Below are 12,109 nucleotides of genomic sequence, written 5' to 3'. Positions count from 1 at the left end.
ACGATGAAAACAGACAAGATACTTTTACTGATGGTGCTGGTCCTGCTTAGCGGCTGCAGCAAGATAGACGACTGGCTGGATGTTAAACAGAATAAGAACGACCTGGTGCCGGTAAAGCTGAGCGACTTTCAGGCCCTGCTCGACTACGAACTGATGTTCCGCTATTATCCCTCAATCGGCCTGGTGGGCGCAGATAACTACTATGTTACGGATGCGAACTGGAAAAGCGTAACGCTCACCGAGCAGAATGCTTATATCTGGAAGAAGGACATCTATGAAGGGGCTCCATCCTCCGACTGGAACTATGCATATCAGCGGATCAGCTATGCCAATATCGTGCTCGACGGAATTCAGAAAGTGGCGGTGGCGCCCGATAACCAGGCGGAGTGGGACCGGGTGAAGGGGCAGGCCCTCTTTTTCAGGGCTTTTTCGTTTTACGGACTTCTCCAGACTTTTGCCCGGCCATATGATCCGCAAACAGCGGCGTCCGACCCGGGCATCCCGCTGCTGCTCACTTCGGATATCAATGTGAAGGTATCCCGCCCGAAGGTCAGCGAGAGCTACGGCCAGGTACTGAAGGACTTGCTGGAAGCCGAAAGCTTGCTGCCGCTGCTGCCTGCTGAACTGACGCGCCCCTCGGGGATCGCTGCGCAGGCGCTGCTGGCCAAGGTGTACCTCACGATGGGCAATTATGACAAAGCGCTGGAATACTCCTCGAAGGTATTGCAGCAGCGCAAGTACCTGTATGATTTTCAGGGCCTGACGGTGTCCAATTCCAGGCAGTTCCCGGTGGTCTCCGGCCGTCCGTCCGAAATCCTCCTGTACGCTGAGAGCGTGAACTATGGCATTATCACGGTTGACTGGTACGCCATTGCCGATCCTGCCCTTTACAACCAGTATGCCGGCGGAGATCTCCGGAAGACGATATTCTTCCGCGACTACGGGGCTGGGAAGATCACCTTTAAGGGTTCCTATACCGGTAACTTCAGCCCGTTTGCCGGCATTGCCACCAATGAAGTGTACCTGATCAACGCCGAGGCTAAAGTGAGGATGAACGATATCCAGGGCGGATTGTCGGTACTCAACGACCTGCTCGGACATCGTTTTGCCGCTGGTGCCTTTGAGCCCTATTCTGCCGCAGATGCCACTTCAGCGCTTCAGCTCATTATCAATGAGCGGCGGAAGGAGCTTCCCTTTACCGGGCAGCTGCGGTGGGAAGACCTGAGGCGGCTCAACCCTGATCCGCGTTTCGCTAAACGCCTTACCCGCAGGGTCAACGGGCAGGAGTATTCGCTTGATCCGGGAGACCCGAGGTATGTATACCCTATCCCTGAAAATGAGCTGAAGTATAACCCCATGGAACAAAACGAACGGTAATGAAAAGGAGCATGATAAAGATCCATTTAATAAGCAAAGCTCTGGTTGCTTACAGCCTGTGCTGCCTTCCGTTCGCCTTAAGCGGGCAGCCAGGCAGCGCGGCTTCAAAGGGGGCTTCGATTCGCGTGTATCTCCCTGAGGCAGGCGCGGAGGATACCATCAGGTACGTGGGTTTCAGGCATACCTTTACAGATGTAACGGACTTAAACCAGGAGCATACAGAGGCTTACCCGGTACGGGAGGGCGCCGGGTATTTCGTGTTCCGGATTCCATCTCTTGACCGTCCCGGATACTTTTCCCTTCTGGAGAACAGCAGGGCCGGTAAGCTGCGTGAGTTTATCCAGATCATCAGCATGTACCTTATGGAGCCGGGTGATGATGTGGTGCTGCGGGCTGAAAAGGATACCTCTTACAGGCCTGAGGAACATCTGGTCAGGGCCTCGGGACTTGGAATGGTCCCCGAAGTGGAGGCCTTCGGTACCAAATACCAAAAGGAGTATCGTTTGGAATTTTCAGGACGCGGTGCGGCTAAATATCGCATCCGGTATGCGCTCGACAAACTGGCTGAAAGGGGAGGTTCCAATTATGACGGGCTTATACATGCAGGCTTAACACTGATAGACCAAAGCCGCGACAGCCTGAGCCGGATGGCATACGATTTGTTGCGCGCCGATTTTGTGGGCAGGCTGGAGCTGCTAAAAGTGAAAACCGGGGAGTACCGCGACTCGCTTTCGGTATCCGGCAAGCGGTATCCCGACTCGCTTTTTCCTGATACGGTTATCGCACTGTCAGCATCATTCCCTCAGTTCATTATTCAAAGGGATGCCGGAATCAGTGGGGAAAAGCACAATAGCACGGATATGCTGAAAAGGCTGACAGGTACCTACCCTCCGGGCCTGCTGCGGGATAAGCTGCTGACCATTTTTTTGCTGAACAATAATGAATTTCTGCCGGAAAAAACGGTAGAGCATGCGGTAAGCCTGGTCGCCGACGCGTTTTATGCCGGAGAGCTCCGCAAACTGAGGTCGCATTTGAACCCCGGAACCCCGGCTTTTGACTTTCTGCTTCCCGATACATCGGGGAGGGCGATCCGGTTGAGTGACTTCAGGGGGAAAGTGGTGTTTGTTGATTTCTGGTTTACGGGATGCGGGGGATGTGCCGCTTATTATAAAAATGTGGTTTCGAAAGTGGAACAGCAGTTTGAGAAGAACCCGGACGTCGTCTTCATTTCTGTTTCAGTGGACCGCACCCGGGAAAAGTGGCTGAATGGATTAAGAAGCGGATCCTATACCTCTTCAAAAGTGCTGAACGTATATACCGGCGGGCAGGGAAGCCTGCACCGGGTAATAAAACATTACGGAATTACGGCCTATCCGCGGCCATTTCTGATCGATAAGAAGGGGAAGATCTACAGTGGTAAAATGGAGGAATTGTATAGCGGCGGACCTGAAATACTGGCGGCGACCATTATCCGGGCGCTGAAAAAGTAGTTACTTAATGAAGCGTTGCCCGTCTGCCGGCAACGCTTCATCTTTTAGGGTACGGCCTTAGTTGGTGCTTTGGAAAGTCCCGAGGCTCACCGAAGCATCATTTTTGTCCAGCTTGTACTGGGTTCCATCCATTTGAGGACTGGAAGACGACTGGACCGTACAAATAGTCTGGGCGTCGTTGCAGCGGTAAGTTCCGTCAGTCAGCGGTGCCTGTTGAACGATGTAATGACCGGACGTTTGGGAAATGTACCGGTAGCTCTGGTCGGCCTGTTTTGCACCGCCCTGCACTGCCATTGCTCCCCCGAATCCCAGGATTGTAATTAAAACCGTAAAAACAATCCGTACCCTCTCCATGAGAGTCGTTTTTTTAGCAATCATGACTTTTTTTTAAGTAGTTTAACTTGTGCTTACTCTTTTCTGCAGGTTTTCAGCTTTCTCCTGATCTTCGCGCAAAGAATATTTTGAGGCCCCGGCCTGTACCCGGGTTTTGTTTTCTATTAATTGAAGTATAAGACCGCCGCCGCCAAGCAGCGTGAAAAAGATATTGATTGCCAGGTGCCAGCTCCAGGAAAGGTGTTCGAAGGCCGTGGCGCAGCCGCAGGGAATGCGGTCAAAGTAATTTGCGGTCACCAGTGCAACATAGAGGGTGAATGCCGCCATCATGCATGTGAACACTGCAAAACCGTACACCCGGATTTTCGGCCATACCAGGAGAATGGTAACGGCCAGTTCAGACAGCGGTATCGCGTAGGTAAGAAACGGCGTATACTGGTTGCCGAACACCTGGTTGTTGAGCTGATGCTGGAATTTCGCCAGATCAGCGAGCTTGCTGGCGGCTGTATACAAAAACAGCAGGGCCGCCAGGTATGCTGAGATTTCAAGGATCCATTGTTTTATTTTCATGGTTTATCAGTTTAAAAGACAGTAATAATTTAGCACCTGCTCCCTCAGCTCTTTAACCTCAGGTCTTTTCTCCCGCTGCGGGTCGAGGCATTTCAGAACGATGTTGCTTAACGTGCCCGGCCCTGCAAGGCCCTGTAATTTCGGGCGCGTCTTTTGGGGTTGTGCTTCTATAAACTCGGCAGGTTGTTTTCCGGTGAGGATGAAACATAACAAGGCCCCCAGCGAGTAAACGTCCTCCTTGACGGAAGGCACCGCATACTGTACCTGCTCCGGGGCCATATATCCCCTGGTGCCCAGCACGAACGGAACGGCTGGCTTCTGCCTGGACAGACTGTAGGAGAGCTCGAAGTCGATTACGCACAGGCGATTGTCGTTTAAGATAATGAAATTCATATCCGAGATATCGCGGTGTACGTAGCCTTTTTGATGGACCTTACCGGCTATTTCGAGCGCCCCGAGGTACCAGCGGAGTAATTGTTTCTTTTCTTCGGTGTTGAGGGCTAACCAGGTCCTTCCTTTCAGCAATTCGGTTACTTTCTGTCCCAGCGGTTCGCCTTCGGCATATTCCATTACGAGGTAAGAGTGATCGCGGCGTTCAAAAAAGTCGAGGAAGCGGGGAGTTGGAACATTTCCGGCGATATCTTCGAGCACTTCCCTCTGCCAGAGCAGCCGGTCTTTCATGTCGCGCCCGAAATGATCGTCAAGGGCCGAGGGCTTTCCCTGCTTGATGAGGCACCAGTTGAAGGCACAGCCTTTTAGGTTAACGCCTTTGTAAATATCGCCCTTGGCCGAACTCCTGATCATCTGAACTGGCACATAGTACCTGCCCAATATGGCTGGCCGCTTCGTCTTATGCCGGTATTCTGCGTCAATGTGGAAAGGAAGCTTTTCTGGGTTAGGGGCATACAGGATCTTGCCGATCCTCTGTGCTCCGGGAACAACCGGACCGCTATAATTGCTGCTTAGGGCATTGATCTGGCCGGCAAGGATCACTGCATCCTGCGTTGTTTTGGGATAAAGGGTGATTACCTTCCCAACAAGCTCTTCGCCGAATGCCCCTGCATTCAGCTGGTATTGCAGCAACTGGTTTTTGATGAGAGAGAACGGAGTGTTATTTTCTTTTAATAAAGGCAGCAGGTTCTCCAGCAGCAAAACGGTATCGAGGGTCCTCACCGAAAGGTATAGTATCCACGCGTTACTGCTGCCTGGCGTTCCGTGCACGAGCATGTTATTCCGTTCGTGGTAAGCGATATCATGCTTTTGCAGCATAGGGCCGTAACTGAGTAGTGATATTTCGAATGCTTTTTCCATGACAGATAGCGTGCTGTTAATCAGTGAAATAAAGTTAGGCTGGAAGGAAGGACCAGAGGTAGTGCATATGGTACATGTTGCTGTAATATGTGTTACTCGTTAGTGTACCACCGTTACCTGCTACAAATCGCGCCGCCTGCCCCGGCTGATGCTGCCGGGTGCTTTGCCAAGGTAGGAGGCAATGTCCTTGCGGGAGATGCGGTTGAGAGGATATAATTGATCGAGGTAATTAAGGGCGGTAACGGTGTCGCGGTTTTTGAGCTCGTGATGTATCCGCTGACGCATGCGGCTGATGTGGATAATGGTTTCTTTTAGCCGGAGCTGCGGGTTACTGGTTTCTGCGGCGAGCAGGGCGGGAAGGCTGAACATATCGAGTTCTGTTTCTTCGAGGAGTTCGGTATACTCTGGAGCTTCTACTTCGAGAAAGAAATTTTCGGGCTGAAGCATCACTTCGTTCATCCTCCAGAACCCTGTAATCACTTCGTTGCCTTCTATATCGCGGTAGTATTGCTTGGCAAGTCCCTTGCTGATGATGCAGGCTGTGGTGCTCTTTGTTTCGGGTCCGAGCAGCAACAGGTGTTTGCTGTAAGTCCGTTTTATCAGCGGGACGTGATTTCTGACCGCCAGGGCAAGCCGGGACATTTGCTGCTGGTAAAGGCTGATCATTTGTTCCATTTTTTTGTGGCGGTAGAACCATTAAATGTATTCCGGAAACAAATTTCTTAGAAAAAAACCAGGAAATTGGCCCCCAGACTCTGCCGAACCGGACAACCAGCAAAAAAAATGTTTCACAATTAGCGATACGTGTATATTTTTATTTCGCTAATGTAAAAACAAGTATTTGCCTGTTTCTCTGTTTGCCATAATAGCTGCATATTCTACACTATTTCCCGCGCAAGCTATCCATTCAGGCCAGACTTTATCGAAATGAAGACAGAACTAAATGATTATCCTGACAGCAAAACTCCCCGCTATGAAAAACTCGCTGCCAGATTCAGAGAAAACATTATGAACAACGTATGGCCGGCAGGCACCAAAATTCCCTCGAAAAGAATACTGGCTAAAATGTATGCCGAGAGCGAGGATGTGGTATTGAATGCCTGTCACATGCTTTTTCGTGAACACCTGCTGGTGACCAGGAACAGAAAGGGTACCTATGTAACCGGCCTGTTGCTGGAGGACGAAATAAAACGGAATCTGACCAGCGAACCGAATTATGATTATGAAGATTTCTCGGAGCCGGATCGGAAGTTGTGGAGGCCTGCGAAAAGAACGGCCATCAGGCTCGACCTGAGTTCGCCCGAGCCCGACGCCAGGCTGTTAGACAAGCTCCGGAAATGCTATATCAGCCGGAAGGCGACATCATGCACGAGTGACATCACAGCTGTTAAAGAAGCCATCGTAGAATGCGTGAGGCCCTCGCTGATACACAGGGATATAGCTCTTGACGCCAGGCAGATCTGCCTCACGGAGGGCGAATTTACCATCCTGCATCATATCGCTTCACTGCTGCGCGAAAATGAAGGGGAATTTATAGTTGTACCTGCTTTTGTTAATCCGATGGTGGTCAGGATGATCCGATCTGCGGGGTTGAACGTAATGCAGATTGATTTGAATTCGTACGACCAATTCTTTCAATCGCTCAGCACGGCGGCCTATGCGCATCGCGTCAAAGGTGTATTCCTCGAAACCCGCTGCGACGGAGGCACAGGCATCATGTTTCCCGAGGCGGGCAGGGAAGCGCTGCTCGGGCTTGCCCGGACCTGCAGATTCCCGATCGTTGAAATTGATTACGACTACGAGTTTAGCTACCGTCCCTTCAGGCTGCTGTTTGCCGACGCGCCGGATATCGTGATCTATGTGAGCTGCATCAGCAAACTGACCCACTCGATGTACGACGTTAAATATGCCGCCGGACCGGTAGAGGTGATCCGCTCGCTCAGGCACCTTTCTGAAAGCTGCAGCCGGGCAGCCGAATGCCGGCTGATGGCAATCAAGCGTGTTATAGAACAGCCGGGCATGGAGGAGGCAGCCAGGTTGAGGGCTGAAAGATGCAGGGAAGCGGCCGTTTTGTTAAAGAAACAACTCTGTAACAGCCTTAAGAACCGCATCGACGTATTTCTTCCCGACGCCGGAACCGGGATGTTCCTTTACATGCCGCCCGCTACAGATGGGCAGATGCTGAAACAGCTTCTGTACAAAGATACTATTTACATAAAAAGCCCTGCCTTAAGAGTGATTGACGGCGTGGAGAGGATGGTATTGAAACTGGACTACTCAAATATTGATGCTGCGCAGGCCGAAACAGTTGCGCCCCGGTTCATCACCGCTTTTAGAAAGAGCGCTCCTTACTCTGATTTATAACGAAACCATTATTTTTTTATTAAATCCTCATAAGAAACATGAAACTAATTTTGCGCCTGGTGAGGACTGCCATCAGATCTGCTGGCGTCCTTGCCGAAATCCTTTCCTTACTGCGGGAGCGGAACGTACTATCTTCTAAGGTAGTATGGCTCGACAGCACCGAAGTTGCCAAACGCCTGAACGTAACCGAACGCACTTTGTATACCTACAAAAATCAGGGCCTTTTGAAGCCTCACCGTATAGGGAAACGCGACTATTATATCGAATCTGAAGTTTTTCCTCTCCGCTGAAAACCGAATGCAGGGCACCGGCTCATCTGGTGCCCTGCTATAAATTCTACCCTACCTGCTCCCGGACTGCTGGCAGACTGACGGCAGACTGCCCTCAGGTTTATTCCTTAGCCATACTACGGCCCGAGCCTGGTTATACGACTCCGAGTCGATGAATTGTCGATAAAACCAGCATGCCGAGTCGATGAATTACCGAACAAATGCGCTGTTAGTCTGCCTACAGGGTGCCACCGCTCTGCCGCCAGGCTTTGCGCTGTGTTTCTCATTCCGCAGAGCATAGTCCGGAAATCAGTTTTTCGTACCCTGAAAATACCGGAAAATTCCGGAAAATACCGGAAGATTCCGGAAATAAGGCGTTGTGAATTAGATTGTTGTGGGTTTTGTCGCTACGTTTGCTTCATCAGACAGGCACGTACCGGTACACAGAGCGATGTTCTGAACCTCCCAGCTTCCCGGGGAGGCGGATGGCGGGAAGAGATGGTTGAATCTAAATTTTAAAAATTATGGGACAAATTATAAAAGGTGCAAACGGTGGATTTTCTGGCAAAGCCGGAAGTGTGATAGGCGCAAACTGGCGCAGTATTGATTACATCAGGGGCCTGGCCCGCCGCAGCAACAAGCCGGCAACCGACAAGCAGCTTGAGCAGAAAATGAGGTTCTCGCTGATGGTATCGTTCCTTGCCCCCCTGAAGAACCTGATGGAGGACAGCTACAGCAGCCAGGACATTACACGCCTCACCGGGTATAACCTGGGCTTTCATTTCAATCTCTTCAAATCGAAAGCCATTACAGGTGTTTATCCCGACTTCGCTATTGACTACAGCAAAATAGAGATCAGCAGGGGCAGTTTAATGAAACCCGTTGGCCTTACGGCTAAATCGATGGCTCCGGGTGAAGTTACGCTGAGCTGGTCGGGACTGGTGAATGACGCGAATGCTTTCGCTGCCGATAAAGCGATGGTTGTTCTCTACGACACTACGCAGAAATTCCATGTGCTTAGTCTTGGCGAAGCTACCCGCGCGGATAAGCAGTTGAGTATTCAGCTTCCTGAAGAGCTTAGCAACGATACCGTGGAGGTTTTCATGTTCTTTACCTCAGAGAACGGAAAAACGAAATCAGCCACTTCGTATGGCAAAAACGTGGTGATCCTTTAACGCCGGGGGCCGGGACAGGTCATCCCGGCCTTCTTTTTTTCATAATCAAATAGTAAGGAAATGAACATTAACAGAAAATATAACCGCAGAAGTAAATCCAAAAGTCAGCCTACGTTACGTCAGCTCGAATGCCGGGAAAAGATGGCTATGGCTGTACATTTTTTAAACCCGCTGAGGGTGCTGCTCGACACAGCATATAACATATCGTCGCAGTCGAAACGGCCTCAGGGTTATCATGGGGCAGTGAGTCATCTGATTTCGTATGCGCTGCGGGGTGATTATCCCAACCTGGCTATCGATTTCAGCAGGGTAGTGCTGAGCAAAGGGAGGCTTATGAGAGCCTATGCTGCGCAGGCTTCTATCGATGGAGACTTGCTTACAGTGAACTGGTTCTATGCCGAGGCTCCGTATGCGTGGTCGGACGACGAAGCGGTAGTGGTGCTCTATAATGAGGAGAAGGATATCTTCCTCGTACTACGGAGAAAGGCCGAACGGCAGAATGCCGGGCTTCGTGTGAGCCTGCCTACAGAATTTGTGGGATGTACGGTTCATGCATACCTGTTTTTTCTATCGCGCACAGGCAAAGATTCTTCCCTGAGCGTCTACCTGAAACCTGTTTTGCAGGATGGCGCCGCAGTGCCTGCGCCAGACGCTGTTGGCGTTGGCATTCAACGTGAGTTAACTGATTGTTTGACTAATCAATAAAATGAATATGAAAAAGTTAATGCATTTCTTTTTCCCCGCTAATGAGGGGGATAATTTCAGCTTCAAGCTGAATATGCCTAAGCATGAGGGCTTTCTCCTGCTGTGTGTGGTGATAGCTTTTCTTGCTTTCCCGTGGCTGTCGCGGCATATTGATATTACTTCGGCCCCGGTTGATCCGGGTGCATTGAGCATCGTGATCATGGCGGTACTTGCATTCCTTGTATTTAAGTCCTTTACCTGGCTGCTTCTTCAGGTTATCTGGCCGGTATTTGCCGAATACTCAGAATGGAACTTCGAGGACGATTTTATATCGCTTCCTGCACTGTACAAAGTGCTGATATACCTCAGCTTTTATCTCTTGCTGTTATTTGGTTTCGTGGGAGCGCTTGCGGCGGTAGGGTAGAAATTGGGATAACATGAAAACAATCATATCATTCATTTTGCTGAGCATTGTTGCTTTCAGGCCTGCAACCCACTCCTTGCAACAAATCTATATCGCAGAGCTTGGTGTTCGCGAAGCAACCGGCCGAAACGATGGAAGTAGGGTAGAGGGCTACCTTCGCTATGTGGGACTCAAAAAAGGCGATCCCTGGTGCGCGGCGTTCGTGTGTTATTGCCTCGGCAAGGCTGGTATCGCCAACCCCCGAACCGGCTATTGCCCCGTTTTGTTTGCCAGGGAAAAAGTGATCTGGACCAGGGGGCTGAAAGTTGAGGGAGTTGCCCGCAACACACAACTTGCAACTCACAACCCATCCTCCAACCCACAACCTGCAACTCACAACCCGCAATCCGGCGATGTGTTCGGGATCTATTTCCCTGAAAAAGGCCGGATTGCCCATGTTGGCTTTGTTGACGAATGGGGCGATAAGTACGCTATTACAGTGGAGGGCAATACCAACGAGGCAGGCAGCAGGGAGGGCGACGGCGTGTACCGGAAGCGAAGGCTGATCAGCTCCATTTATAAAGTAGCCCGTTACCCCTAAGGCTATCCATTGTCACTTGTCACTTGTCAACTGTCCCTTGTCAACTGTCAATTGTCAACTGTCCCTTGTTAATTGTCCCCTGTCAACTTATAACCCATAATTCATTAACATGCAACCCACATCCTACAACATGCAACATACAACCCGCAACATAGCACTCCTGCTGGTGCTTCTCTCTTCCTGCTCGGTACTTAAAAACAAGAATCTCATGAAAACCGATAGCCTAAGCAGGAGGGAAGCCATCGCAATAGAACATACCTCTGCTGTATCTTCCTCCTATCAGCAGCATGTCCTGCTTCTTACCGATTCTTCTGCGACCGGTTTTCTTACCGAAATCATTCCCGAAGGCGAATTTCATCTCAGTCGGGAAGGGGGCTTTACCGGCAAAGCTTCGCTCGTCCGCATCAGAGGCAGCAGCAAAAGCTATTCGGCCTTAAAGGATTCGGGTTCCATCAGCAGCAAATCCTTCCTGAACAAAGAAACAGAAAGCAAAGAAAAAAGCACGGCGCGTGGCAGCTCAACGCTGAAGGCCAAAGAGTTTAAAAGTAACCGGTTGAGCTTGTTGTGGTACTGGATAGCTTTTGTGATTTTGGCAGGTGCTGGAATTGTTTATTTCAGAAGGTCGTGTCTTTAAACCTTCTAAAACTTCGTTATTACATTTATAATCTGTGCTTGTGATCTTATAAAACCAGAAAAAATGGATAGCCATGAAAATTGATTTCACGAGTATGAAATATCGATTTCCGCGCGTTAATTTCTTCCGTTCCTCTTGAAATATTCAGTACATTTGTTAATGGATCTGATTTTACAAGCAGATATGATATGAAAGTAACTATTGAAATAGATAGCAAAAACGATTTTAAAAAATTGACTGCTTTATTTAAATCACTTGATATAGATTCAATAGAAGTTGTTTCTAATGATGATATTGCTGGCCCCGCTCCGGTAAAAAGAGGTAATAAAAAAATTGATCCTAATGACTTATTCGGTATTTGGGCTGATAATCCAAGATCGCTTGATGCTATTCGCAAGGATGCCTGGCATAGAAGTTAATGTCTGAAATTCGATGGTACTATGTGATACTAATATCCTTATTCATTCCTTTAATGGAAGAGACGACACTGTAAGTCGACTACGTCAAATTGGATTAGACCAAATAGCTCTTTCGGTTATTACTGTAATGGAGCTTTATCAGGGTATGGGCAATAAAACTGAATTGGCCCGTATGAAGAGAAAAATCAAGTATTTTGATATTGTAGAAATTGACATAGCGATCTCAAGATTAGCCACTGAATTAATTGAGAAATTTAAATTAAGTCATGGACTGCAAATTCCTGATGCTCTTATTGGAGCTACTTCAGTCATTCACAATATTCCTCTTTATACTTATAATGTTAAAGACTTTAATTTTATACCCGGTATAGAATTAATCTGATTCTCTTTCCTGCAAAATTGTACACAGCTTGTTTAAACGATCCGAAAACTCGACGTGATAAGGTCTATTTCAGGGATTGTCCCCGCCGTTGTACCCG

15 protein-coding genes are annotated in these 12,109 nt (G+C 49.3%); 11 read left to right on the top strand and 4 right to left on the bottom strand.

Annotated features, from left to right (window positions below):
- Nucleotides 1–3: 3 nt before the first annotated feature.
- Both BDE36_RS16800 and BDE36_RS16795 read left to right on the top strand, forming a co-directional pair.
- Complete coding sequence (locus tag BDE36_RS16800) at nt 4–1,377, top strand: RagB/SusD family nutrient uptake outer membrane protein (RefSeq protein WP_141815781.1); 1,374 nt, start codon at nt 4–6, stop codon at nt 1,375–1,377.
- Nucleotides 1,377–2,867, top strand: a complete 1,491-nt coding sequence (locus BDE36_RS16795; protein ID WP_141815780.1) for a TlpA family protein disulfide reductase — start codon at nt 1,377–1,379, stop codon at nt 2,865–2,867. The genes BDE36_RS16800 and BDE36_RS16795 overlap by 1 nt, the downstream gene beginning before the upstream one ends.
- 57 nt (nt 2,868–2,924) lie before the next feature.
- On the opposite strand, the gene BDE36_RS16790 is transcribed toward BDE36_RS16795, so the two are convergent.
- The 4 genes from BDE36_RS16790 to BDE36_RS16775 all read right to left on the bottom strand — a co-directional run bounded on the left by BDE36_RS16790 (nt 2,925) and on the right by BDE36_RS16775 (nt 5,756).
- The gene (locus BDE36_RS16790) at nt 2,925–3,245 is read right to left on the bottom strand and encodes a hypothetical protein (RefSeq protein WP_128770852.1); all 321 of its coding nucleotides are present in this window, start codon (nt 3,243–3,245) and stop codon (nt 2,925–2,927) included.
- 18 nt (nt 3,246–3,263) lie between these two features.
- Nucleotides 3,264–3,770 (bottom strand): MauE/DoxX family redox-associated membrane protein, encoded by a 507-nt coding sequence (locus tag BDE36_RS16785; protein ID WP_141815779.1) that lies wholly within the window; start codon nt 3,768–3,770, stop codon nt 3,264–3,266.
- A 6-nt stretch (nt 3,771–3,776) separates the two neighbouring features.
- Nucleotides 3,777–5,081 (bottom strand): serine/threonine protein kinase, encoded by a 1,305-nt coding sequence (locus BDE36_RS16780; protein ID WP_141815778.1) that lies wholly within the window; start codon nt 5,079–5,081, stop codon nt 3,777–3,779.
- Nucleotides 5,082–5,201: 120 nt separating this feature from the next.
- Nucleotides 5,202–5,756, bottom strand: coding sequence for a cyclic nucleotide-binding domain-containing protein (locus BDE36_RS16775; RefSeq protein ID WP_141815777.1), 555 nt, complete (start codon nt 5,754–5,756; stop codon nt 5,202–5,204).
- 252 nt (nt 5,757–6,008) lie between these two features.
- Between BDE36_RS16775 and BDE36_RS16770 the strand changes: the two genes are divergently transcribed.
- From BDE36_RS16770 to BDE36_RS16730, 9 genes are all read left to right on the top strand, one after another.
- Nucleotides 6,009–7,445 (top strand): aminotransferase class I/II-fold pyridoxal phosphate-dependent enzyme, encoded by a 1,437-nt coding sequence (locus BDE36_RS16770; protein WP_141815776.1) that lies wholly within the window; start codon nt 6,009–6,011, stop codon nt 7,443–7,445.
- A 38-nt stretch (nt 7,446–7,483) separates the two neighbouring features.
- Entirely contained in the window at nt 7,484–7,735 is a 252-nt protein-coding gene (locus tag BDE36_RS16765; RefSeq protein WP_128770847.1) for a helix-turn-helix domain-containing protein, read from the top strand.
- A gap of 503 nt (nt 7,736–8,238) precedes the next feature.
- Nucleotides 8,239–8,889, top strand: a complete 651-nt coding sequence (locus BDE36_RS16760) for a DUF6266 family protein (protein ID WP_128770846.1) — start codon at nt 8,239–8,241, stop codon at nt 8,887–8,889.
- Between the two features lie 60 nt (nt 8,890–8,949).
- Nucleotides 8,950–9,594 (top strand): DUF6266 family protein, encoded by a 645-nt coding sequence (locus BDE36_RS16755; protein WP_128770845.1) that lies wholly within the window; start codon nt 8,950–8,952, stop codon nt 9,592–9,594.
- Between the two features lie 7 nt (nt 9,595–9,601).
- A complete protein-coding gene (locus tag BDE36_RS16750) occupies nt 9,602–9,997 on the top strand; it encodes a hypothetical protein (RefSeq protein WP_141815775.1) in 396 nt (131 codons plus the stop codon).
- A gap of 13 nt (nt 9,998–10,010) precedes the next feature.
- Nucleotides 10,011–10,577: a C40 family peptidase gene (locus tag BDE36_RS16745; RefSeq protein WP_141815774.1), complete on the top strand. Its 567-nt coding sequence runs from the start codon at nt 10,011–10,013 to the stop codon at nt 10,575–10,577.
- Between the two features lie 109 nt (nt 10,578–10,686).
- On the top strand, nt 10,687–11,211 hold the full coding sequence (locus BDE36_RS16740) for a hypothetical protein (RefSeq protein ID WP_128770842.1): 525 nt from the start codon (nt 10,687–10,689) through the stop codon (nt 11,209–11,211).
- Nucleotides 11,212–11,399: 188 nt separating this feature from the next.
- Nucleotides 11,400–11,630 carry a hypothetical protein gene (locus BDE36_RS16735; RefSeq protein WP_128770841.1) on the top strand — a complete coding sequence of 77 codons (231 nt, stop codon included), beginning with the start codon at nt 11,400–11,402 and terminating at the stop codon, nt 11,628–11,630.
- Between the two features lie 13 nt (nt 11,631–11,643).
- The gene (locus BDE36_RS16730; RefSeq protein ID WP_128770840.1) at nt 11,644–12,012 is read left to right on the top strand and encodes a type II toxin-antitoxin system VapC family toxin; all 369 of its coding nucleotides are present in this window, start codon (nt 11,644–11,646) and stop codon (nt 12,010–12,012) included.
- Nucleotides 12,013–12,109 lie beyond the last annotated feature (97 nt).

The sequence above is a fragment of the Arcticibacter tournemirensis genome, from assembly GCF_006716645.1.
Classification (GTDB): domain Bacteria; phylum Bacteroidota; class Bacteroidia; order Sphingobacteriales; family Sphingobacteriaceae; genus Arcticibacter; species Arcticibacter tournemirensis.
This window is presented reverse-complemented; position numbering and strand designations above follow the sequence as displayed.

Excerpts from the sequence above, each read along its gene's own strand:
- BDE36_RS16770 (WP_141815776.1), top strand. The coding sequence starts at position 6,009 with ATGAAGACAGAACTAAATGATTATCCTGACAGCAAAACTCCCCGCTAT.
- BDE36_RS16780 (WP_141815778.1), bottom strand. The coding sequence starts at position 5,081 with ATGGAAAAAGCATTCGAAATATCACTACTCAGTTACGGCCCTATGCTG.
- BDE36_RS16735 (WP_128770841.1), top strand. The coding sequence starts at position 11,400 with ATGAAAGTAACTATTGAAATAGATAGCAAAAACGATTTTAAAAAATTG.
- BDE36_RS16755 (WP_128770845.1), top strand. The coding sequence starts at position 8,950 with ATGAACATTAACAGAAAATATAACCGCAGAAGTAAATCCAAAAGTCAG.
- BDE36_RS16765 (WP_128770847.1), top strand. The coding sequence starts at position 7,484 with ATGAAACTAATTTTGCGCCTGGTGAGGACTGCCATCAGATCTGCTGGC.
- BDE36_RS16760 (WP_128770846.1), top strand. The coding sequence starts at position 8,239 with ATGGGACAAATTATAAAAGGTGCAAACGGTGGATTTTCTGGCAAAGCC.
- BDE36_RS16790 (WP_128770852.1), bottom strand. The coding sequence starts at position 3,245 with ATGATTGCTAAAAAAACGACTCTCATGGAGAGGGTACGGATTGTTTTT.
- BDE36_RS16745 (WP_141815774.1), top strand. The coding sequence starts at position 10,011 with ATGAAAACAATCATATCATTCATTTTGCTGAGCATTGTTGCTTTCAGG.
- BDE36_RS16740 (WP_128770842.1), top strand. The coding sequence starts at position 10,687 with ATGCAACCCACATCCTACAACATGCAACATACAACCCGCAACATAGCA.
- BDE36_RS16795 (WP_141815780.1), top strand. The coding sequence starts at position 1,377 with ATGAAAAGGAGCATGATAAAGATCCATTTAATAAGCAAAGCTCTGGTT.
- BDE36_RS16750 (WP_141815775.1), top strand. The coding sequence starts at position 9,602 with ATGAAAAAGTTAATGCATTTCTTTTTCCCCGCTAATGAGGGGGATAAT.
- BDE36_RS16730 (WP_128770840.1), top strand. The coding sequence starts at position 11,644 with ATGGTACTATGTGATACTAATATCCTTATTCATTCCTTTAATGGAAGA.
- BDE36_RS16800 (WP_141815781.1), top strand. The coding sequence starts at position 4 with ATGAAAACAGACAAGATACTTTTACTGATGGTGCTGGTCCTGCTTAGC.
- BDE36_RS16775 (WP_141815777.1), bottom strand. The coding sequence starts at position 5,756 with ATGGAACAAATGATCAGCCTTTACCAGCAGCAAATGTCCCGGCTTGCC.
- BDE36_RS16785 (WP_141815779.1), bottom strand. The coding sequence starts at position 3,770 with ATGAAAATAAAACAATGGATCCTTGAAATCTCAGCATACCTGGCGGCC.